23 protein-coding genes are annotated in these 21360 nt (G+C 63.4%); 10 read left to right on the top strand and 13 right to left on the bottom strand.

Translation table 11 applies throughout. The features are described 5' to 3' along the window. Positions 1 to 73: 73 nt before the first annotated feature. Complete coding sequence (locus tag QKW60_RS06155) at positions 74 to 778, bottom strand: NAD-dependent deacylase (protein ID WP_282367285.1); 705 nt, start codon at positions 776 to 778, stop codon at positions 74 to 76. A gap of 40 nt (positions 779 to 818) precedes the next feature. On the opposite strand from QKW60_RS06155, the gene QKW60_RS06150 reads away from it, so the two are divergent. After that, positions 819 to 1277 carry a low molecular weight protein-tyrosine-phosphatase gene (locus QKW60_RS06150; protein WP_282367283.1) on the top strand — a complete coding sequence of 153 codons (459 nt, stop codon included), beginning with the start codon at positions 819 to 821 and terminating at the stop codon, positions 1275 to 1277. Between the two features lie 4 nt (positions 1278 to 1281). Here the strand turns inward: QKW60_RS06150 and QKW60_RS06145 are convergent, their stop codons facing one another. From QKW60_RS06145 to QKW60_RS06135, 3 genes are all read right to left on the bottom strand, one after another. Further along, positions 1282 to 1581, bottom strand: a complete 300-nt coding sequence (locus tag QKW60_RS06145) for a hypothetical protein (RefSeq protein ID WP_282367281.1) — start codon at positions 1579 to 1581, stop codon at positions 1282 to 1284. Positions 1582 to 1684: 103 nt separating this feature from the next. Then, positions 1685 to 1882 carry a heavy-metal-associated domain-containing protein gene (locus QKW60_RS06140; protein ID WP_282367280.1) on the bottom strand — a complete coding sequence of 66 codons (198 nt, stop codon included), beginning with the start codon at positions 1880 to 1882 and terminating at the stop codon, positions 1685 to 1687. A 60-nt stretch (positions 1883 to 1942) separates the two neighbouring features. Then, positions 1943 to 2992 carry a Glu/Leu/Phe/Val family dehydrogenase gene (locus QKW60_RS06135; RefSeq protein WP_282367278.1) on the bottom strand — a complete coding sequence of 350 codons (1050 nt, stop codon included), beginning with the start codon at positions 2990 to 2992 and terminating at the stop codon, positions 1943 to 1945. Between the two features lie 131 nt (positions 2993 to 3123). Here QKW60_RS06135 and QKW60_RS06130 point away from each other — a divergent pair, with 131 nt between their 5' ends. Next, complete coding sequence (locus QKW60_RS06130) at positions 3124 to 3579, top strand: Lrp/AsnC family transcriptional regulator (protein ID WP_282367276.1); 456 nt, start codon at positions 3124 to 3126, stop codon at positions 3577 to 3579. An 80-nt stretch (positions 3580 to 3659) separates the two neighbouring features. Here the strand turns inward: QKW60_RS06130 and QKW60_RS06125 are convergent, their stop codons facing one another. Together QKW60_RS06125 and QKW60_RS06120 are read right to left on the bottom strand one after the other, a co-directional pair. Continuing rightward, on the bottom strand, positions 3660 to 5696 hold the full coding sequence (locus tag QKW60_RS06125; protein ID WP_282367275.1) for an ASKHA domain-containing protein: 2037 nt from the start codon (positions 5694 to 5696) through the stop codon (positions 3660 to 3662). A gap of 104 nt (positions 5697 to 5800) precedes the next feature. After that, positions 5801 to 6112: a hypothetical protein gene (locus tag QKW60_RS06120; protein WP_282367274.1), complete on the bottom strand. Its 312-nt coding sequence runs from the start codon at positions 6110 to 6112 to the stop codon at positions 5801 to 5803. Positions 6113 to 6307: 195 nt separating this feature from the next. Here QKW60_RS06120 and QKW60_RS06115 point away from each other — a divergent pair, with 195 nt between their 5' ends. Further along, positions 6308 to 6856, top strand: a complete 549-nt coding sequence (locus QKW60_RS06115; protein WP_282367272.1) for a cytochrome P460 family protein — start codon at positions 6308 to 6310, stop codon at positions 6854 to 6856. A 16-nt stretch (positions 6857 to 6872) separates the two neighbouring features. Here the strand turns inward: QKW60_RS06115 and QKW60_RS06110 are convergent, their stop codons facing one another. Beyond that, positions 6873 to 7631: a helix-turn-helix domain-containing protein gene (locus QKW60_RS06110; protein WP_282367270.1), complete on the bottom strand. Its 759-nt coding sequence runs from the start codon at positions 7629 to 7631 to the stop codon at positions 6873 to 6875. A gap of 121 nt (positions 7632 to 7752) precedes the next feature. Here QKW60_RS06110 and QKW60_RS06105 point away from each other — a divergent pair, with 121 nt between their 5' ends. After that, positions 7753 to 8181 carry a hypothetical protein gene (locus QKW60_RS06105; protein ID WP_282367268.1) on the top strand — a complete coding sequence of 143 codons (429 nt, stop codon included), beginning with the start codon at positions 7753 to 7755 and terminating at the stop codon, positions 8179 to 8181. 3 nt (positions 8182 to 8184) lie between these two features. Here the strand turns inward: QKW60_RS06105 and QKW60_RS06100 are convergent, their stop codons facing one another. Then, the gene (locus tag QKW60_RS06100; RefSeq protein WP_282367266.1) at positions 8185 to 9336 is read right to left on the bottom strand and encodes a CaiB/BaiF CoA transferase family protein; all 1152 of its coding nucleotides are present in this window, start codon (positions 9334 to 9336) and stop codon (positions 8185 to 8187) included. 90 nt (positions 9337 to 9426) lie between these two features. Between QKW60_RS06100 and QKW60_RS06095 the strand changes: the two genes are divergently transcribed. Then, positions 9427 to 9738 (top strand): hypothetical protein, encoded by a 312-nt coding sequence (locus QKW60_RS06095; RefSeq protein WP_282367264.1) that lies wholly within the window; start codon positions 9427 to 9429, stop codon positions 9736 to 9738. Positions 9739 to 9814: 76 nt separating this feature from the next. Here QKW60_RS06095 and QKW60_RS06090 read toward each other — a convergent pair whose 3' ends face one another. Then, positions 9815 to 10555 (bottom strand): DsbA family protein, encoded by a 741-nt coding sequence (locus QKW60_RS06090; RefSeq protein WP_282367263.1) that lies wholly within the window; start codon positions 10553 to 10555, stop codon positions 9815 to 9817. Positions 10556 to 10715: 160 nt separating this feature from the next. On the opposite strand from QKW60_RS06090, the gene QKW60_RS06085 reads away from it, so the two are divergent. The 5 genes from QKW60_RS06085 (at position 10716) to QKW60_RS06065 (ending at position 17912) form a co-directional block, all read left to right on the top strand. Beyond that, on the top strand, positions 10716 to 11858 hold the full coding sequence (locus QKW60_RS06085) for a pyridoxal phosphate-dependent aminotransferase (RefSeq protein WP_282367261.1): 1143 nt from the start codon (positions 10716 to 10718) through the stop codon (positions 11856 to 11858). 61 nt (positions 11859 to 11919) lie between these two features. Continuing rightward, positions 11920 to 13149: an N-acetylmuramoyl-L-alanine amidase gene (locus tag QKW60_RS06080; protein WP_282367259.1), complete on the top strand. Its 1230-nt coding sequence runs from the start codon at positions 11920 to 11922 to the stop codon at positions 13147 to 13149. Between the two features lie 152 nt (positions 13150 to 13301). After that, positions 13302 to 15857 carry a penicillin-binding protein 1A gene (locus tag QKW60_RS06075; RefSeq protein WP_282367257.1) on the top strand — a complete coding sequence of 852 codons (2556 nt, stop codon included), beginning with the start codon at positions 13302 to 13304 and terminating at the stop codon, positions 15855 to 15857. 90 nt (positions 15858 to 15947) lie between these two features. Beyond that, a complete protein-coding gene (prfB, locus tag QKW60_RS06070) occupies positions 15948 to 17072 on the top strand; it encodes a peptide chain release factor 2 (protein ID WP_282367255.1) in 1125 nt (374 codons plus the stop codon). 63 nt (positions 17073 to 17135) lie between these two features. Continuing rightward, positions 17136 to 17912: a DUF2189 domain-containing protein gene (locus tag QKW60_RS06065; protein ID WP_282367253.1), complete on the top strand. Its 777-nt coding sequence runs from the start codon at positions 17136 to 17138 to the stop codon at positions 17910 to 17912. Positions 17913 to 17991: 79 nt separating this feature from the next. Here QKW60_RS06065 and QKW60_RS06060 read toward each other — a convergent pair whose 3' ends face one another. The 4 genes from QKW60_RS06060 to bcp form a co-directional block, all read right to left on the bottom strand. Next, positions 17992 to 18483, bottom strand: a complete 492-nt coding sequence (locus tag QKW60_RS06060) for a bactofilin family protein (protein ID WP_282367252.1) — start codon at positions 18481 to 18483, stop codon at positions 17992 to 17994. Then, positions 18473 to 19789, bottom strand: coding sequence for a M23 family metallopeptidase (locus tag QKW60_RS06055; protein WP_282367251.1), 1317 nt, complete (start codon positions 19787 to 19789; stop codon positions 18473 to 18475). The genes QKW60_RS06060 and QKW60_RS06055 overlap by 11 nt, the downstream gene beginning before the upstream one ends. 174 nt (positions 19790 to 19963) lie before the next feature. Then, positions 19964 to 20785 (bottom strand): ferritin-like domain-containing protein, encoded by an 822-nt coding sequence (locus tag QKW60_RS06050; RefSeq protein WP_282367772.1) that lies wholly within the window; start codon positions 20783 to 20785, stop codon positions 19964 to 19966. A gap of 17 nt (positions 20786 to 20802) precedes the next feature. Beyond that, a complete protein-coding gene (bcp, locus tag QKW60_RS06045; RefSeq protein WP_282367250.1) occupies positions 20803 to 21264 on the bottom strand; it encodes a thioredoxin-dependent thiol peroxidase in 462 nt (153 codons plus the stop codon). Positions 21265 to 21360 lie beyond the last annotated feature (96 nt).

The following is a 21360-nucleotide window of genomic DNA, read 5'->3' as shown; positions in this document are numbered from 1 at the left end:
AGGGGGGCGTCTGCCCCCTCTGCGCCCGTTCCGGGCGCATTCACCCCCGAGAGTATTTGCGGACAGAAAGTGATCAGCTTTCCGTAAGCATTTCCGCCACCCATTCAGGCACGATCTCGCTCGCCCGGCCATGCCGCGCCTCGTCGAAAACCGTCGCGTTCTGCGAGGGTTCGAGGTTTAGCTCCAGCGTCCGCGCCCCGGCGGCACGGGCCGCCGCGGCGAATCCGGCGGCGGGGTAGACTGTGCCGGATGTGCCGATGGAGACGAAAAGACCGGCGCAGGTCAGAGCCTCGCCGATCCGGTCGAGATGATAGGGCGTTTCCCCGAACCAGACCACATCGGGCCGGGCCCGGGGGCGTGCGCATTCGGGGCAGGGATCGGTGGCCCGCATGACCTCAGGTGCAGGCCAGCGATGGCCGCAGGCGGCGCAGAGCGCGGTCAGATGCGTGCCGTGCATGTGGATCACCTCGGGGCTTCCGGCCTGTTCGTGCAGGTTGTCGACATTCTGCGTGACGAGCGTGACGGGCCCCTGCCAGTCCCGGGCGAGCCGTGCAAGCGCCAGATGCGCCGGGTTGGGTTGGACCGCGCGCACCTTTTCGCGCCGCCAGTTGTAGAAATCGAGGACGAAATCCGGGTCTCGGGCGAAACCTTCGGGCGTGGCCAGATCGCGCCAGTCATAACGCGACCAGATCCCGCCGACATCGCGGAAGGTTCCAAGCCCGCTTTCGGCCGAGATGCCGGCGCCGGTCAGGATGACTATATGGTCGGGTTTTGACATCGTGCACTCCTTCTGCCATGGCCGGGAGCGGAGGCCCAGCATGAAGCGCATTCTCTTTGTCTGTCTCGGCAATATCTGCCGCTCACCGGCGGCCGAGGCGGTTTTTGCCGCCAAGGCCAGTGCGGCGGGGCTGGCGGTCAGTGTGGACAGCGCCGGAACCGGCGGCTGGCATATCGGCGATCCGCCCTATCCGCCGATGATCGCGGCCGCCGCAGCGCGCGGTTATGATCTTGCGCCGCTCAGGGCGCGGCAGGTGCGTCGGACGGATTTTGATGATTTCGACCTTATCCTGGCGATGGACCGCGTAAATCTCGCCGATCTTTCGGCTCTGCGGCCTGGGGGCAATGCCACGCCGCTTCACCTCATGCTCGACAATGCGCCGGCCTGCGGCACGGATGAGGTGCCTGATCCCTACTATACACGCGATTTCGACCAGGCTTTGGACCTGATCGAACTGGCCGCCGATGGGCTTGTCACATCGCTGGCACGGTCGGCCTGACCGCTCAGTTCGCGCAGACCTGCTCTGCCGCCGCGCCAAAGTTCGTGTAGCGGACCCAGAATTCACGGTGGCTGGCGCGGTTCGAATACGCGATGTCCTGGACCTTTTCGGGATCTCGCAGGAGTTTTGCTGCCAGTTGCTGGTCGGAACTGGTCAGCGTCATATTGGCGACGCGCTGGATGCAGTCACAGATAATCGGGCTGGTTGACCGGTTGGATTTCAGGCAGGCGCTGTCGATCGGCCCCGCTGTTGCTGTCATCGGGGCAAAAGCGCAGAGCGCCGCTGCAATCAGTGCTGTCCTCATTCCTTCGTCCCATCCCACCTGCGCCGCCGGTTTTCCCGGTCTTGGCGCCACCAAGCGGGGCAGAGTATGCACAAATAGCCCCCGTGGCGCAATCGCCGGGCCCTCAGCGCAGGATCGTCGCCGGATAGCCCTCGGCCTTCAGCACGGTCAGGACGGCCTCGGCCGGGGCGGTGGTCCGGACCTCGGCGGTGCGGGCGGTCAGGTCAACAACCACATCGGCATGGCTGTCGAGGTCGATGATCGTGCGTTCCACCGACGCCTTGCAGTGACCGCAGCTCATATCGGGAATCGAGAGTTTCATCGGAATGCTCCTTCGCGGCACGGCCCGAAAATCTGCCGGGCCGCGCCGGGCGTCAAGGGGTCAGGCCGCCGCACGGGCCATATGCTCGGCCACGATCCGCTCGGCGACGTGATGCGGGCTCACCCCCTCCGCCTTTGCGGCGGACAGTATCGCCTCCATTGTCCGGTCGAGCGCCGTAAGCCGGGCCGCGACCCAGCTTTCGCGGTCGGAGATTTTCAGGATTTCAGCCGCGACATTGATGATGCCGCCGCCATTGGCGACGAAATCAGGCGCGTAAAGGATATCGCTTGCCGCGAGGCGACCCGCATCCGCATCGGTGGCCAGCTGGTTGTTGGCGCCGCCGGCGACGACGGCGACGCGAAGCGCCGGAATGGTTTCGGCATTCAGGATGCCGCCGATGGCGCAGGGGGCGAAGATATCGGCCCCTGCGTGGTATATCGCGTCTTCGGCAACGGCTTCGGCCGACCATTCCGCGACAGCGCCTGCGACGCGGGTTGCGTCGATATCGGTCACGATCAGCCGTGCGCCGTCGCCATGCATCAGGGCGCAGAGATGGCGCCCCACGTTGCCAAGGCCCTGTACGGCAACGGTCAGCCCATCAAGACTGTCTTTGCCAAGCCGGTGTTTCGCCGCACGCCGCACGGCGTTGAAAACGCCCCGCGCAGTCACCGGTGAGGGGTCGCCACTTGCATAGGCCCCACCGGCCAGACCCGCGACATAGGCGGTTTCCTCGGCCAGAACCGCCATATCCGCGGTCGTCATTCCCATATCCTCGGCCGTCCAGTATCGACCGGCCAGTGTCTCGACCGCGCGCCCCATGGCCCGCAGCAGATCCGGCGTCTTGCCCTTTGATGGGTCGCCAATGATCACCGCCTTGCCACCGCCAAGCGGCAGACCGGCGGCGGCATTCTTGAAGGTCATGCCCCGGCTCAGGCGCAGAACGTCGTTTAGCGCCTCGTCCTCGCTGCGATAGACCCGCATCCTGAGCCCGCCCGCAGCCGGGCCAAGCGTGGTCGAATGAATGGCAATGAAACCGCGCAGCCCGGAGTCCCGGTCCTCGACCCGATAAACCTCTTCATGCTCTTTCGTGGCGACTTGGGTGATCTGCATCATAGGCTCCGTGAATGCTTTGGAGTGAAAATAGCACCCTTTGACAGCGGGCTTTCGCCAATCTTTGACGTTGAGATTGGCAATTTGAGTGATATTCTCTAAAAAAATAAAAAAACATAGGTGTAGTCACCATGGATACCACCGACCGGCGCATGCTTACCGCGCTTCAGCGCGACGGGCGTCTTTCCGTCACCGATCTCGCCGCAGAGATTGGCTTGTCGCAGACCCCCTGCGCCCGTCGCCTGTCGCGGCTCGAGGCCGATGGCGTGATCGAGGGGTATTCGGTCCGGATCGATCAGGGCCGTGTCGGCCTGCCGGTGTCGATCTTTATCTGGGTGGAGCTTGAGCGGCAGGCGAAAGACGCCATCGACGCCTTCGAGCGGGCGGTACGGGGCTTTGACCGCGTTATGGAATGCCACCTGATGACCGGCTCGCGCGATATCCTGATGCGGGTCGTCGCAGCCGACCTTGCCGATTTCGACCGGTTTCTGGAGGAGAAACTGATGCGGGTGCCCGGCATCCGGTCCACCCGCTCCTCCTTCGCGCTGCGCACGATGGTCAAACGGCAGGTGCTGCCGGTAGGGTAGCGCCGGACTCTTCAAGATGTTTATGCACTTCCCGTGAGCAGGTTCAGTATGTCCGACCCACGGGAAAGTTGGCTTCCGGCCTATCCCCGCCGCCGCCGTCGGCCGCCTTCGGCACCCGATCCTGCAGTGTTGAAACTGACGTCGGGCAGCGTGACGACGGCTGACAGTTCAGGGAAGGACGCCGTCGCATGAGGGATCGCGTTGGCGGCGACGAAATGCTCCTGAAAGCGCGGTTCGATCGCCGTTTCGACCTTGTAGATGCGGTTGACCTCATCCTCGATCGTCGCCCGCGCGCCGATATTGCAGAGCGCTATGCGCGCGCCGGTGCCCGCGGCATTGCCCGCCGAGAACACCTTGTCCAAAGGCACATCCGGGATCATGCCAAGAACCATGGCATGTTTCGGTGAGATATGGGCGCCGAACGCGCCCGCCAGCACGACGCGATCGACCTTGTCGATTTCCAGTTCGTCCATCAAGAGGCGCGCGCCGGCATAAAGCGCCGACTTTGCCAGCTGAATCGCCCGGATATCGCCCTGCGTTACCGTGATCAGCGGTCCGCCGCCCGTTGTGCCATCATAGAGCACATAGGCATGGGTCCGGCCCGTCGCGGTGCAGCGGTTGGTGCCGACCTGCTCTGCCGATCCGATCAGCCCGCTCGCATCGAGAATGCCCGCCATCCGCATCTCGGCCACAACCTCGATGATTCCCGACCCGCAGATACCGGTGATGCCGGTCTGGGCGGTAGCGGCCGCGAAGCCTTCGTCATCGGACCAGAGGTCGCAGCCGATAACGCGGAACCGGGGTTCCTTGGTCTCGGGGTCGATCTCCACCCGCTCGATCGCGCCGGGGGCCGCGCGCTGACCGGCGCTGATCTGAGCGCCTTCGAAGGCAGGGCCAGTGGGTGAGGAACAGGCCAGAACGCGGTCCTTGTTGCCCAGGAGGATCTCGGCATTGGTGCCCACGTCAACGATCAGAACCATATCCTCGGACTTGTTTGGTTCCTCCGACAGCGCGACGGCGGCGCAGTCGGCGCCGACATGTCCGGCAATGCAGGGCAGGATATAGACCCGCGCCTGAGGATGGATCGCATTGAGGTCAAGATCGCGCGCGGCCAGCGAAAGGCTGTCGGATGTGGCCAGTGCGAAGGGCGCCTGACCGAGTTCAACCGGGTCAATGCCCATCAGAAGGTGGTGCATGACCGGGTTGCAGACAAAGACCGTCTCGACGATCTGGCCGGGATCGATCTCCGCCTCGGTGGCGATGGATTGCGCCAGTCCGTTGATCGCGGTGCGGACGGCCTCGGTCATTTCCCTATCGCCGCCGGGGTTCATCATCGCATAGCTCACCCGGCTCATCAGATCCTCGCCGAAGCGAATCTGCGGGTTCATGAGGCCCGAGGAGGCAAGCACGTTGCCATTGCGCAGATCGCAGAGATGCGCGGCGATCGTGGTGGAGCCGAGGTCGATGGCAAGTCCGTAAAGGCGGCCTTCGTAAAAGCCCGGCCAGATATCGATGATGCGGGGCTTGTCGCGGTGGTCGCGGTGTATCGCCACCGTGACCTTCCATTCGCCTTTGCGCAGGGCGGGTTGCAGCTTGCCCAGAAGCCCCGTCTCTGCCTCCAGCCCTTCGATCTGCCACTGGTCGCGCAGCGCGTCGCAAAGCCGCTGGAAATCACCTGAAGGCGAATGCATGTCGGGTTCCGTCACCTCGACGTAATAGGCATGGGTCGCCGGGTCCATGACGATGTCGCGCTGGGTGGCCGACTTGCGGATCACCTGCCGGTGCACCTGGCTTTCCGGCGGCACGTCGATGACGACATCGCCCATCACCTTGGCTTGGCAGCCAAGACGGCGGCCCTGCTTCAGGCCGCGGATGCGGTCATACCGCGCCTCGACCTCGTTCCACTCGGAAAGAGCATCTTCGCTGACCGTAACACCATGCTTGGAAAACTCGCCGTAACCCGGCGTGATCTGGCATTTCGAACAGATACCGCGCCCGCCGCAGACGGAATCGAGATCGACCCCCAACTGCCGCGCTGCGGTCAGGATCGGGGTGCCCACCGGGAACCGGCCGCGCTTGCCGGATGGGGTGAAGATGACAAGGGGATCGCTGCTCATGACTGTGTCCGCTCCTGAGGTCCGGGGGACTTTAGCGATTTGAAGGGTAAGGGGAAGGCGGCCAGCGCCGTTTTCTTGTCTGCCTGCGTCATCGGCGAGGGTCGTCAGTCGAGATGCGATTGCCAGAGGCAATTGTCGAAGGAGGCATAGCGCAGCAGCAACTCGGTTCCGCCGCCGGGCACGAGACGCGTGCACCCTTCCAGCGCATCCTCATCCTCGAAGACCGAGACCCGTTCATGCCCCGCACCCGCCGCGCAGAGCGCTGCACCGGGTTCAAGCCAGCCGGTGCGACGGGCGGTATCGGTTTCGGCCGAGAAAAAGAGCCGCGTGGCGTCGCCGTTGCGGATGCAGGTCTCGGCCAGACCCGCACCGCTGGTCAGGGCAAGCAGAAGGGCGGCGGGAATGAGGTTCGTCATCATCGGATTGCCGGAACGGTCAGCGCGCGGCGCCTATCGTAAGGTGGGTTTCAACCCACCCTACCGTCCAAAGCGCGCAAGGCCGGTTCAAAAAGCGTCACGACCGCGTGGGCGATTGTCATCAGGATTGAACCGGTCCGGCACCGGTTTCCGCTAGGCTGATCCCATGCTGAAACCGGATATGGGAGGTAGGAGATGAAACATCTCGCGATGACCGCCGCTGCGGCAGCTATGGCGACGACGGGTGCAATGGCACAGGATGCGCCCTTTGGCAGCGAGGCGGATGCGGCTTATGCCGCGCTCCTGTGGGAGGTGATGGAGGCCGAGCGGCTGGTCGGCGACAATGCGATCATGTCCTTTCCCTATGAGGGCACCGACCCCCATGGCATGATGCTTGAGACCTTCTACACCCACGCAACAGTCGACGGGCACGAAGGCGCGCTGATCGTCAAGCGCAACTACGGCCCCGAAGGCGTCAGCGTCGACGAGGTTCTGGGCGATCCGTCCGGTCATCTCGGTGCCGTCACGGTGATGTTCCAGCGCGCGGCGGGCTATGACGACGAGACGGGCAACTGGTTCTGGGTGAAGTATCTGCCCGACGGGTCGCTCGACAAGAACCCCAAGGGCGTGTCGTTGGCGGGGCTTGTCGGCAAGGGCATGGATGCGGGCTGCATCGCCTGCCATCAGGGTGCCGGCGGCGAGGACATGATCTTCACCACCGACGCGGCCGTTGCGATGAAATAGAACGCGGGCGCCGGGGTCACCCGGCGTCGAGCGCTGTCAGAACCGCCTCGGTTTCTGCATCTGCGGGAAACATCATTTCGATCTTCATATCGGCCAGGGTCACCTCTTCAGCGGTGCCGAACTGGGCGTAGGTGGAAAAGAGCGACAGCCTCAATCCTCCAGCCCGGTAGATCGTCGGCAGGACGGCGGGCATGCGGACAGGCGGGGTCCATCCGGCCACCACCGGGTCGCGGGACAGGGCCTCGGCAGCCCGGTCGAGGGCCGAAAGTCCGCCCGCCCGCGCGCTTTCCGCGCAAAGCCGTTGCATCGTGTGCCAGCCGACCTCGGCCCAGTTCTCGATGAAGGCTGCCGCCTGCGGCAGGGCGTCGAGCAGGCTGCCGCCGGGCCCGAGCCCGAGCGGGGCAAATAGCACGCTCGCCGTCCGGTTCAGCGCGATCAGCCGCCAGAGACGGTCCATGATGACGGCCGGAAAGGGATCGTGCCGCGCGATTGTCCGTTCCATCGCGGCGCGGAGCGGTGCAAGGCTGGCATGGTCGGGCGGCAGATCGGGGTAGTGCGGCGCAAAGCCTGCGGCTGTCAGCAGCGTATTGCGTTCGGCGCGCGGCACACCCAGCGCCTCGGCCAGTTTCAGGACCATCGCTTTCGACGGTTTTGCCCTTCGGCTTTCGAGGAAGGAGACGTGCCGCGCCGACACGTCAGCGGCCAGCGCGAGGTCAAGCTGGCTCAGATGGCGCTTCTTCCGCCAGAGCCGCATTTCATCCGAGAAATCCCGCATCCCTCTCCCCTTTCATGCTGCATGTCTAACCGGGCTTCGCGGCGAAAACACTTACCTCCGGGGTAATTGTTCCGATGCCGTCCGGGATGCCAGATCGGGTGAAAGGTGAAAGGAGAACGGCATGACACAGGAACGGACCCGACGCTGGCTGCGCTTTGCCTCGGCAACTGTAATCGGTTTCGGATTGCTCACCGCCCTCGGTGCCCATCCCACGACCGGGCAGGCGGTGATCTTTCTTGCCGACCTCTTGCTCTGGCCGCTCGATGGGGCCGAAACCGGCGACGCCGGAGAAACCCGCCTGATCGCGGCCATTGCCGGCGGCGTGATGGCGGGCTGGGGTTGGATGCTCTGGGGTCTTACGGGTGAGGGGATGGACCGGGCGCCGGAACTTTCCCGACGGCTGATCCTCGGCTCGGTCGCTATGTGGTTCTTGATCGACAGCACCGGATCTCTGGCCGCCGGAGCACCGCTGAACATCCTCGGAAACCTCGTATTCCTCGCGATGTTTCTCTGGCCGCTGCGCCGTCCGATCCATCTTGCGCCAGCCTGAGGGTCAGCCTTTCTCCAGCCAGGCGAGCACCGCCGCACGGTCGCCATCAAGGGCCGGTGCCGGGCTGCGCGGGGCGGGATCAGCAAGACCGGTCATCTTGATCGGATTGCCCGCCGCCGTGAAGGCGTTTCCGCCCGGCCGGGCTGGCACCTCTGTCACCATGTGGCGGGCCAGCAGTTGGGGATCGGTCAAAACCTCACCCATGTGCTGCAACAGCCCCGTCGGCACGCCCGCCGTCTCCAGCGCAGCGATCCAGTGGGCGCGGGGTTTACCCAGTGTAACAGCTTCGATCATCCGTTTGAGAAGGTGGACATTTTCGCAGCGCGCCGCATTGGTTGCAAATCGCGGATCGGCGGGCAGGTCGCCGAGCCCGAGCGCAGCGCAGAGCTTTCCGAACAAAGCGTCGTTGCCGGCGGCGATGACAAAGAACCCGTCGGCGGCGCGATAGGTGGAGAAAGGCGTGATCGTCGGATGCCGCGCGCCGGTGGGACCGGGAGGTCGGTCGGTGACTGAGGTGATGGCGACGGCGTGCTCCATGATCGCAAGCTGGGCGTCGAGCATCGAAATATCGATCTTCGCGCCTCTGCCATCGCGGTCGCGTCGCAACAAGGCGGCCAGCACGCCCTGAACCAGATACATGCCCGCGACGATATCGCCGATCGACGCGCCGACCCTGACCGGGGGGCCGCCTTCCTCGCCAGTAATCGACATGACCCCGCCGCGCGCCTGAACAACCATGTCATAGGCGGGCTTTCCGGCCTCGGGACCGGTATGGCCGAAGCCGGACACTGCGCCGTAGATCAGGCGCGGGTATTTTCTTTCCAGCGTATTCCAACCATAGCCGAGCTTCTCCATCGTGCCGGGGCGGTAATTCTCAAGGAGGATATCAGCGCGTGCGAGCAGACGCTCGAAGATCGCCCGGTCGGCGTCGTCCTTAAGGTCAAGCGCGATCGACAGCTTGCCATGGTTGAGGCCTGCAAAATAGGCGCTTTCCTCGCCCTTGAAAGGGGGAAAGGCGCGGGTGTCGTCGCCTGTGCCGGGCCGTTCGACCTTGATCACATGGGCGCCGAGATCGCCGAGCGTCGCTGAGGCGAAGGGGCCCGCGAGCACATGGGTGAGGTCTAGGACCGTGAGGCCGTCAAGCGGTGCTGTCATGACCATCTCCGGTTTTTTGGCGCGACAGTTCAAGCAGTCTTGCTGAAACTGGACCATGATCTGTGTCATGTCGAGCGGCGGGGAAAACACTTGGACAAGGGTTTTCCGACCAGCGTGAAATCCTTCAAGAAGGATTTTCAAAAGGGGAAGAATTTTGCTTCAAAATTCTTCCCGCCGCTAAGCTCAGCAAATAAGCCTGATTTCACCCCGATCGCAAAAGATCACGAACTGTCCGCCGCATTCCACCAGATGATACCCGCGACGCCTGACTTCCAGTTCAAGCGTCTTGCGGCCGATGCGAAATTCGACATCCCGGATACTTCGCCTGACCACACCGCCACGTCCGACAATGCGGGCGGAAAAAATCTGGTCCAGCCACTGCCGGTCGGGAACGCTTGGTAGGGTTGTTGGCCGGTCTACTCCCATACCGGCACACTCGCGCAACAAGGTTAAAAAGGGATGAAGGGCAGCGCAGATCTCAGCTGCGCTCCCCGGCGACGATCGCCTGCATCTCGTTGAGCGGCGCGTAGCCACGCAGCATCTGGTCGCCCATGACGAAAGTCGGGGTTCCCGAGATTTGCAGACGCTGCGCCAGAAGATGGTTTTCCTCGATCACTTTCGTCACTTCCGGTGCATCCATATGGGCGATGATCGGCTCGGCGTCGATATCGAAGCTGTCGGCAAAGGCGGTCAGCGTTTCGATGCTGACGTCACCGCGGAAGCTTTCGTAAAACCCGGCATTGACCTTTTCATAGGCCTCGCTGCCGGCGACCTGAAGCGTGGCGATGGCAAATCGCGCCGCGATCACCGATTGTTCACCGAGGATCGGGAACTCCTTGACGATATAGCGGATATCGCCATCCGACTGGATCAGCTGCGCTACCTCGGCATGGGCTTTGCGGCAATAACCGCAGCGGTAATCGATGAACTCGACGACCGTGATGTCGCCGTCGGGATTGCCGCCGACATAGGAGTGTCCGTCCCCGAAGATGTCATCGGCATTCGCCTTGACGAGGTTCAGGTCCTGCATGGCGGCCTCTTCAGCCTGACGGGTTTGCAAGACCTCGATTGCTTCGGTCAGCACTTCGGGATTGTCCAGAAGATAGGCGCGGATCTCGGCCCGGAACGCCTCGCGCTCTGCCTCTGACATCGCCGAGATGTCAAAGGCGGCGGCAGGCGTGGCCAGCAGTGCGGCAAGGGCGAGGGGGGCGAGTTTCATATATCTGTCCTGTCTGGCGGCGCGAAGGCGCGCGGGAATGGTTGCGGGGCGAAGATCACAGAAACCGGCCTGCCACAAGCCTGGCCGCCGGAACAGCCATTGACCTCGCATCGCCGGACTGGGAAGAACCCCACGTCGCCCGCAGGATAGAGAGGGAAAGATGCGCAGTTCAAGCCGTGGGGTGGTCGATCCCTTCATTGTGATGGACGTTATGGAAGCCGCGCGGGCGGCCGAGGCCTCGGGCCGCCACATCATCCACATGGAGGTTGGCCAACCCTCGACACCCGCACCGGCCGGGGCCCGAAAGGCACTCGCGCAGGCAATGGAATGCGATGCGCTGGGCTATACCGTGGCGCTGGGCCTACCAGAATTGCGCAGGGGCATCGCCCGACTCTACCAGAACTGGTACGGGGTCACGCTCGATCCCGGCAGGATCGTGGTCACGGCGGGCTCGTCCGCGGCCTTCCTTCTTGCCTTCACCGCCCTTTTCGACGCGGGCGATCGTGTGGCTTTGGGTGAGCCGGGCTATCCCTCCTACCGCCAGATCCTGCGCGCACTTTCCCTGACGCCCGTCGGCATTCCGACACGCGCTGCGGACCGCTATCAGCCACGGCCCGGTGACATTCCGGCCGATACCGCCGGTTTGATCGTCGCCTCGCCCGCAAATCCATCGGGCACGATGCTTGACCGTGACGCGCTGGCGGCCCTGATCGGCGCGGCGCAGGCCAAAGGGATCAGCTTCGTCTCCGACGAGATCTATCACGGCCTGCATTATGAGGGTCGCGCGGTCTCAGCTCTGGAAATCTCCGATGACGTCTATGTCATCAATTCATTTTCCAAGTATTTCTCGATGACCGGCTGGCGGATCGGCTGGATGGTCGTACCCGAAGATCATATCCGCATCGTCGAACGGCTGGCGCAGAACATGTTCATCTGCCCGCCCCATGCCAGCCAGGTTGCTGCCCTCGGCGCGCTCGACTGCATCGACGAGATGGAGGCCAACCGGGCGGTCTATGCCGAGAACCGGCGTCTGATGCTCGACGGCCTGCCGAAGGCCGGGTTCACCAAAATCGCGCCGCCGGACGGAGCATTCTACACCTATGCCGACGTTTCGGACCTGACCGAGAACAGCCGGGCCTTTGCCGCCGAGATTCTCGACAGGGCAGGGGTGGCGGTGACGCCGGGGCTCGATTTCGATCCGCATCGCGGTAATCAGACCCTGCGGTTCTCCTATGCCCGTTCCACCGCCGATATCCGCGAAGGGCTGACCCGGCTCGCCGCCTTCATGGGGCGGCATATCTGATAGCCTGGGGGATTCCCCCGGCGGCACGACCGGCATATGGTGCCGCGAAAAAGGCAGGCTTATGCGGTGTTTTCGGTTTCTGTTCGTCATTAGCCTCTCGGTGGCTGTGCTGCCGGTCCCGGCCGCATTTGCAGCCGATGGGGCGGAACCCGCGCGGGTCGATGCGATGGCATCGACCCTGACCGATGACGGACAGGGCGTTGTACTATCACTGGTGGTCAGCCAAGCAGTGCCCTACCGGGCGTTCCTGCTCGACGGCCCACCCCGGCTCGTCCTCGATCTTTCGGACGTCAAGGTTGCCGGGGCGGATGCCGAATTTGATCGCTCGGCACGGGTCACGGCGCTTCGGATCGGCCCCGTGCGGGCCGGTTGGACACGACTGGTGGCAGAGCTCGACGGACCCTACCGGATTGCACGGGCCGAGGAGGCACTGGCCGATGGAGCCGCGACGATTCGGGTCCGGCTGGCACCTGTGTCGGCAACGGAGTTCGTCAACGTCACGAAGTATGGTGCGCCGACGGACACCCGTTGGGCTCTGCCCGAACCTGTTCCGGGGCAATCGGTGGCCAAGATACGGCAAACGGGCGAAGCGCCCCTCATCGTGGCGCTCGATCCCGGCCATGGCGGAATCGATCCCGGCGCCGAGGCAGACGGAACCGATGAGGCCGAGGTCGTGCTTGGCTTTACCCGCGAACTCGCGGACAGGCTTCGCGTGGCCGGGATGGAGGTGGTCCTGACCCGCGATGCGGATGTCTTCGTGCCGCTCGAGACACGCGGATCCCTTGCCCGGGCTGCCGGGGCAGATGTCTTCATTTCGCTACACGCCGACGCGCTGGAAGCGGGCGAGGCCACAGGGGCGACGGTCTACCTTCTCTCGGAAGGGGCAGAAGATGTTGCGGCGCACAGGCTTGCCGAGCGCCACGACAGGGCTGACTTGTTGGCTGGCGTCGATCTGGCCGGGCAGGACGACAACGTGGCCTTCGCACTCATGGATCTCGCACGGGTGGAGACCCAGCCGCGCAGCGAGAGGCTGGCCGAATCCCTCGTCGCCGCAATTCGCGCCGGGGGCGGAGAACTGCACCGCCATCCGATCCAGCGGGCTGATTTTTCAGTTCTGAAATCGCCTGACATTCCCTCGGTTCTGCTTGAGATCGGCTTCCTGTCGTCTGATCGGGACCGGGCTCGGCTGGCCGATCCAGGCTGGCGGGCGGGGATGCAGGAAGCCATCCTGGACGCAATCGGAAACTGGGCTGACGCAGATGCAGCCGAGGCGCTTCTTATCCGGCAGTAACGCTCGCGCCGGAGAGGGACGAAGAAGCGTCTGAACACTGCCGACCGGCGTGCTGGCGGGGCGCTGCCGTTTCTTCCCGCGCGGTGCGAGTTGTTTTGACCCGCGTCGGCGCGCACTATATAGACAGCCTGTTTTGTACGGGAGAGTCCGACGTGCTCCGTTTCATTCTGTCCTTCTTCGGGGGCATTTTCAGCTGGATCGTTACCGGCGCGGTCTTTGCCGCGCTGACAGTGGGTGCCGTCTTCTGGATGTATGCTCGCGACCTGCCGGACCACGAATACCTCGCGCAGTACACGCCGAAGACGATCAGCCGGATCTATTCCGGCGAGGGGCGTCTTATGGACGAGTTCGCTACCGAGCGCCGGATCTTCGCACCGATCGAGGAAATTCCAGACGTTGTAAAAACGGCGTTCATCTCGGCAGAAGACAAGAATTTTTATTCGCATCAAGGCTTTGATGCGCGTGGCATGGCGGGTGCCCTGTGGGATGCGATCAAGTCGCGTGGCAAGAACCTGCGCGGCGCGTCGACAATTCCGCAGCAGGTCGCGAAGAACTTCCTTCTCGGTGGCGAACGCACCGCCGAACGCAAGATCAAGGAACTGGTTCTCGCTACCCGGCTCGTCGATACGCTGTCCAAGGACAAGATCCTGGAGCTTTACCTCAACGAGATTGACCTCGGTTTCCTCTCCTTTGGGGTGGCCTCGGCCGCACAGACCTATTTCAACAAGACGCTGTCGGAACTGACCGTGGAAGAGGCCGCCTACCTTGCCGCCCTGCCCAAGGCGCCCTACAGCTACCATCCCGTGCATAACCGCGATGCTGCCATCGACCGGCGCAACTACGTTCTGCGCGAGATGTTCCAGAACGGTTACATCGACGAAGCGGCACTGAAAGTCGCGCAGGCCGCGCCCCTGAAGACGGTGCAAAGCGGCGACTACGCGTCGTTCAAGTCCGGCCTTCCGCCACGGGACTACTTCACCGACGAAATTCGACGCCAGTTGTCGAAGAGTTTTGGCGAGGCGGAGTTCTTTGGCGGTGGCCTGACGATCCGTGCAACCGTCGATCCCGAGATGCAGGATCAGGCATCAACCGCATTGCAGGAAGCGCTTGAAAGTTATGACCGCAACCTTGGTGTTTGGCGCGGAACCAAACAGGTGATCGAGGCCGCCGAACTTGGCAACGAGGAAAAATGGCGTGCCGCCCTAGCCGAGGCAGAGGTGCCGCGCGACGTGGCCGGCTGGCTGCCCGCCGTGGTGCTGGAACTGGGCGAGACATCTGCGCGGATCGGGATCGAGGGCGTCAGCGACGACGAGGATGGCCACTGGATTCCGGCGGAGGATGTGACCTGGGCCAAGAAGCGGCTGGCCGACGGCAAGCTTGGCCCGAAGGCCAAGGTCGCGGGCGATCTGGTTTCGGTTGGCGACGTGGTCCTGGTCGCGGCGCTCGCCAATGAGGATGGCACGTTCAAGCGCTGGTCGCTGCGTCAGGTGCCTGAGGTGCAGGGCGGGTTCATGGCGATGGACGTCAATACCGGCCGCGTCATCGCGATGCAGGGCGGGTTTTCCTATCAATCCTCTGTGTTCAATCGGGCGACGCAGGCGCAGCGCCAGCCGGGGTCGTCCTTCAAGCCCTTCGTTTATGCCGCCGCGCTCGACAGCGGTTTCTCTCCCGCCACGATCATCGTTGACGCGCCGATCGAGGTGGATACGCCGCAAGGCCTCTGGCGCCCCAAGAACGCCTCGAACAAGTTCTACGGACCGACGCCGATGCGTACCGGGATCGAACAATCCCGGAACCTGATGACCGTGCGGATCGCGCAGGAAATCACCATGCGCACGGTCGCGGGCTACGCCGAACGCTTTGGCGTTTATGACCGGCTGGAACCGTTCCTCGCGAACTCACTTGGTGCGCAGGAAACCACTTTGTTCAAGATGGTCGCGGCCTACGCGATGTTCGCCAATGGGGGTGAGCGGGTGGAACCGACGCTCGTAGACCGCGTTCAGGACCGCTGGGGCCGCACCGTCTATCGCCACGACCAGCGGACCTGCGACGACTGCAAACTGGCAAGCCTTGATCCGGGAGCAGCCCCCCGCATCGCCTCGAACCGCGAACGGGTGATGGATGCCGTTACCGCCTATCAGCTCACCTCGATGCTGCAGGGCGTCGTGCAGAGGGGCTCAGGCTCGGGCGTGCGTCTTCCGGTGCCGACAGGCGGCAAAACCGGCACGACCAACGATGCCAAGGATGTCTGGTTCATCGGATTTACCTCGAACATCGTGGCGGGTTGTTACATGGGCTATGACCAGCCCCGCTCGCTTGGACGCGGCGCTTATGGCGGCACGCTCTGCGTTCCGGTTTTCAACGCCTTCATGCAGGAAGCGGTGAAGAAATACGGCGGGTCGGAGTTCAAGGTTCCGGCGGGCGGTCATTTCATCAAGATCAACCGCTTCACCGGCGAACGTCTGCCCGACGATGTCAGCGGCGATTTCGTGCAGGCCGAGTTCTTCCGCGATGGCGAGATCCCGATCTTCGGTATCGGCGCGATGGTCGATGGCGGCTTTGCCATGGGCCAGAACCTGCCGCTCTTTGCCTATGGCGAATTGGGCGGGGATGAGGGCGGCACGACCGTCACGACCTCGACCGGCCAGACCAAGGTCATTCCGAAAAAGGCCGATTTCGGCACGTTGAGTTCCGGCGGGCTTTACTGACACCTGATAACGCGCCGGGTGCCCGTCCTCTTGCCGGGGATGGGTGGCTCGGCTATCACCGCGCCGAACGATCTGGAAGGACCAAGGCCCATGCGTGCCGAGATGGAAAACATTGCCGAGGCGATTGGAAAATCGCTCAAGCTTCTGGGCCAGCGGCTGGACTGGGAAACGGCGCCGCATCGTCTGGAAGAAATGAACGCGATGATCGAGGACGGGGATCTGTGGTCTGATCCGGCCCGGGCGCAAAAGCTGATGCGCGACCGGCAGATGCTGATGGATGCGATCGAGACCTATAAGAAGGTCGAACGCGAGCTGAAGGACAATGTCGACCTGATTGAACTGGGCGAGATGGAGGATGACAAGGAGATCGTCGCCGAGGCCGAGGGCTCCCTGAAAGCACTGAAGGAGTTCGCCGCCGCGAAAGAGCTGGAGGCGCTTCTGGACGGCGAGGCGGATGGCAACGACACGTTCCTTGAAATCAATGCCGGTGCCGGCGGGACCGAGGCCTGCGACTGGGCGCAGATGTTGCAGCGGATGTATGTCCGCTGGGCCGAAAGCCGCGGCTTTACCGTCGAATTGCAGTCCGAGGAACCCGGCACGGAGGCCGGGATCAAATCCTGCGCCTACAAGATCTCCGGCCAGAACGCCTATGGCTGGCTGAAATCCGAAAGCGGCGTGCACCGGCTGGTCCGCATCTCGCCCTTCGGCAAGGGTACGCGCGAGACATCTTTCGCCTCGGTCTGGGTCTATCCGGTCGTCGACGATAATATCGAGATCGAGGTCGCACCGAACGACATCCGCATTGACACTTACCGGTCATCCGGCGCGGGTGGCCAGCACGTGAACACGACGGACTCGGCGGTGCGGATCACCCACGTTCCGACCGGCATCGTCGTGACCTCGTCTGAAAAGTCGCAGCATCAGAACCGCGACATTGCGATGAAGGCCCTGAAGTCAAGGCTTTATCAGATGGAGCTTGACCGGCGGAACGCCGCGATCAACGCCCAGCATGAGGCGAAGGGATCAGCCGGATGGGGCAACCAGATCCGGTCCTACGTGCTGCAGCCCTACCAGATGGTGAAGGATCTGCGCACCGGTCACGAAACTTCGGACACGCAGGGCGTGCTCGATGGCGACCTCGACGCCTTCATGGCCGCGACGCTGGCGATGGATGTCGCCGGGAAAAGCCGCGCCGAGGCGCAGGCAGACGACTGACACCCTTGCCCGAATCCTGTGCACTGTCCTAGCCTTTCCTCGCGCGCGGGAAAGGGAGGAGAGATGAACGAAACGGACCGGGGACCCGATCCGCTGCCCGAGATTCGCAGTATCGAAGTATCGGACATCAAGGCTGTGCTCCGTTTGGGGTTCGCTGATTTTCTGAAAGCACCGCTCTTTGGCCTTTTCTTCAGCGCCGTCTATGTCGCGGGCGGGCTTATCCTGTGGCGGATCTACGGCGTGGCGGGGCAGGAATGGTGGCTGGCCCCAGTGGCTGTCGGTTTCCCGCTGCTTGCGCCTTTTGCCGCCGTCGGGCTCTATGAGGTCAGCCGCCGGATCGAGGCAGGCGATACCCGGCCATGGGGTGAAATTCTCGGCGTGGTTTTTGCCCAGAAGGACCGTCAGATCCCGGCGATGGCAGCCGTCATTATCGTGATCTTTCTCTTCTGGGTCTTCGTGGCGCATGCGCTCTTCGCGCTCTTCATGGGCCTCCGGGCCTTCACCTCGGGCACCGATATCGTCACGCTCTTCTTCACCGGGAATGGCCCCTTGATGCTGCTCGTCGGTGGCGCGGTGGGGGCGGGTTTTGCCGGGGTTCTCTTTGCTATCACAGTGGCCGGTCTGCCGCTGCTGCTGGACCGCGAGGTGGATTTCGTGACCGCGATGATCCATTCGACTAAGGCGGTTCTGGCCAATCCGATCGCGATGGCCGCATGGGGTGCGGTCATTACGCTGATCCTCTTCGTCGGTATGGTGCCAATGTTTCTTGGGCTTTTCGTGGCACTTCCCATCCTCGGGCATGCGACCTGGCATATGTACCGGCGGGTGATGCAACCCTGATTGGCACTGCTCTCGAACGAAGCCAAAAGCAAAGGGCGCCCCAAGGCGCCCTTAAACAGCTTCCGCTGGTTGGTATGGCCTACTTGACCGGGGCCGGCGCGGCTTTCGGCGTCACCGGGTTGCCGAGCGACAGCGGGTCTTCCTGACGCTGCACCGAACCTTCGAAATGAGCTCCGGATTCGATGGCGATGGTCTTGTGGATGATGTCGCCTTCGACGCGCGCGGTCGATGTCAGGCGCACCTTCAGGCCGCGCACGCGACCGATGACACGGCCGTTGACGACGACGTCGTCAGCGACGATTTCGCCCTTGATTGTGGCGGTTTCGCCGATGGTCAGCAGATGGGCGCGGATATCGCCCTCGACCGTACCCTCGACCTGGATATCGCCGCTGGTCTTGAGGTTGCCGGTGATCGTCAGGTCGGACGACAGCACCGATGCCGGGGGCTTCGGCTTGGGCGTGCTGGACGCATAGTCGAAGGCAGGCTTCGACACGGGCTCGGAGGCCTTGGGTTGTTCGGTCTCTGCGCCCGCTTTCGGGCCGGGCTCGTTGATCCTGCTTTTAGAAAACATTGTTGGCCGCCTTGATATACGTCATCGGATTCTGAGCCGCTCCGTTGACGCGCACCTCGTAGTGCAGATGCGTTCCGGTTGAGCGGCCGGTGTTTCCCATATCACCGATCCGGTCCCCGCGCGAGACCTTTTGACCAACCTCGACGCGGACTTTCGACATATGGCCATAGCGGGTTTCGATGCCGAAGTCGTGGCGGATCTTCACAAGGTTGCCATAACCCGATTCCCAGCCGGCATGGATGACCGTGCCGTCGGCCGTTGCGTAGATGGGCGAGCCGTGCGCGCCGGCGAAATCGGTGCCTTCGTGCATTCTGCCCCAGCGACGTCCGAAGCCCGACGTGTAGCGGAACGAGGTCTTGAGCGGCATCGCGAAGGGCGCCTTTTCCACGGCCATCCGATAGAGGTTCATCCGGTCGAGACCATCGAGGATTTTCGAGGCGCGTTCGGCATTGGGATCGGCTTTGCCGCCGATCGACGGCGCAAGCGGGCCAAGCGGGCCGCCTTGGCCGGAATAACCGCGCTGCACCTGCTTGATCAGGTCATCGGGGTCGAGCCCGGCAGAGGCGAACATTTTGTCCAGCGGCTCCATCGAGATCGTCACGGCCTCTTCGAGGCTGGTGAAGATGTCGTCGTGCCGCTCCTCGAGCAGCTTCATCTCATAGGCGATCTCGTCGGCCTGATCGCGGGCCACGACGGCGGCCCTCGACATATCATCACGCTCCGATGCGGTGCGGGCGAGGGCGGCGGTTACAAACTCCAGTGTTTCGGTCGTATCCGCCGGGGCCGCACCGGTCTGGGCCAACCGCGGGCCTTCCGAAAGGTCAGCGTTCAACTCGGCCACTTGCGTCCGAGCGTCGTCACGTTCGGTCATCGTGCGGCGCAGCGTCGTCTGGATAACGCCGATACCGGTTTCCAATTCCTTGCGGCGCTCTTCCGAGGCAAGGAGAGCAGACTGCATGGACGACACCTGTTCCAGCGCGATGGCGAAACGTTCCTGCGCCGCAAGCGCTTCCTCGGCGCGGCGGTCGCGTTCCTGCGACAGCGCGTCCAGCCGGGCCTCGTAGGTTGCCATTTCCCGCCGGGACTGTTCGCGGGCGCTGCCCGAGCCGATCGAGTCCATCATCAGGATCGCCGTGGCGACGATGGTCCAGGCCAGAACCACGGCCGAGCCGCCGAGGGCTATGGCCTGCGTGGTCGGCTTCAGGCGGACGAAGCGGGTTTCGGTATCGGAGCGCAGGAACAGGCGCTGTTCCGGCAGGCGGCGCTCCAAGGCGGCGTGAAAACGGTGCATCAGGCGTGCTGGCAAACTGTTCCCCGTTGCGTTTTTTAGTTTTGAAAGACGTGACGCCATCCCCACGGCATCCCCTTGGCGCAAGGGCTTAACAACCCCGTGATGTCGCCGCAACATTTTTGACCAAATCCGGCGCGGGGCAGGCTGGAACCCGCCGGTTTCGGCAAATTTTCGCCGACGACCATGCGGTTACCGGAACGCAGCCGTGCCCGGCGCCTCGGCCACCTCTTCGGCCAGCGGCCAGTAGAAATCCGGCGGCAGCCCCGCTTCGGCGCGCTTTTCCTCGTTGAAGGGCGGTTTCAGGGCGCCACGGAAATACTTGCGGATAAGCGCGTGGAAGACCTCCTTGGGGTCAAACCCGTCGCGGCCGCACAACCAGTTGAACCATTTCACGCCATAGGCGACATGGCCGACCTCTTCGGTATAGATCACCTTCAGTGCGTCGGTTGCTGCCGCTTCGTCGGCCTTGGTGAAGATTTCGATCATACCGGGCGTCACATCCAGCCCGCGCGCCTCCAGCACCATTGGCACAACAGCGAGACGACCGAGAAGGTCATCGGCGGTGTCTTCGGCGGCGCGCCACATGAAGGCATGGGCAGGCAGGGCGCCGTAATGGCTGCCCATCGCTTCAAGACAGTCGCAGAGAAGATTGAAATGTTTGGATTCTTCGTCGGCAGACTTCACCCAGTCGTCGTAGAATCCCAAGGGCATTTCGGTATCGGTGAAACGCGCGATGATGTCCCAGTGCAGGTCCACCGCATTCAGCTCGATATGGGCCAGTGCGTGCAAAAGTGCCATGCGCCCCTGCGGCGAGCCGGTGCGGCGGCGGGGCACGTCGCGCGGTGGCAGAAGTTCAGGCCGCTCTGGCCGGGACGGCTGCATCGGGGGATTGGCCCGGCCGATCGGCAAGGGGTTGCCCGCCGCGCGGGCCTCTCGCCAGCGCGCGGCATGGGCGTGGCTGAGCGCGGTCTTTGCCCTCCCGTCGGCGGTGGTCAGAACCTCCACCGCCATGTCTGCCAGCGTCAGACTCACAGTGCGCGCGCCGCGTCCAGCACCTCGGCCGCATGGCCATTCACCTTCACCTTTGGCCAGATGCGGGCGATGTGGCCGGTGCCGTCGATCAGGAAAGTTGCCCGTTCAATCCCCATATAGGTTCGGCCATACATGTTCTTTTCCACCCACACGCCATAGCGTTCGCAGGTGTCGCTGTTTTCGTCGGACGCCAGGATGACACCCAGCCCATGCTTGGCACAGAACTTGTCGTGTTTCTTGGCGCTGTCCTTCGAGATGCCCACAACGACCGTCCCGGCAGCATCAAACTCGTCCATCAGCCGGGTGAAATCCAGCGCTTCGGTCGTGCAGCCCGGCGTATCGTCCTTGGGGTAGAAATACAGCGCAACCTTCTTCGGTGCGAAGGCGGCTAGCGATACCGTCGCATCGCCATTGCCGGGCAGGGTGAAATCGGGGGCCTTATCGCCGGGTTTAAGCATGTGCGCCGTCCTTTGCCGAGTGGTTCGGCTTTGTGTTTTACTTCCGTTTCCGCAAAGATAAAGGGAAGCTTTGGCCGGGCTGCAATGGCACGGCTT

It is taken from the genome of Albidovulum aestuarii (assembly GCF_029961185.1).
Taxonomy (GTDB): Bacteria; Pseudomonadota; Alphaproteobacteria; order Rhodobacterales; family Rhodobacteraceae; genus Albidovulum; species Albidovulum aestuarii.
The sequence above is the reverse complement of the archived record's forward strand: the minus strand, read 5'-3'. Positions and strand labels throughout refer to the sequence as shown.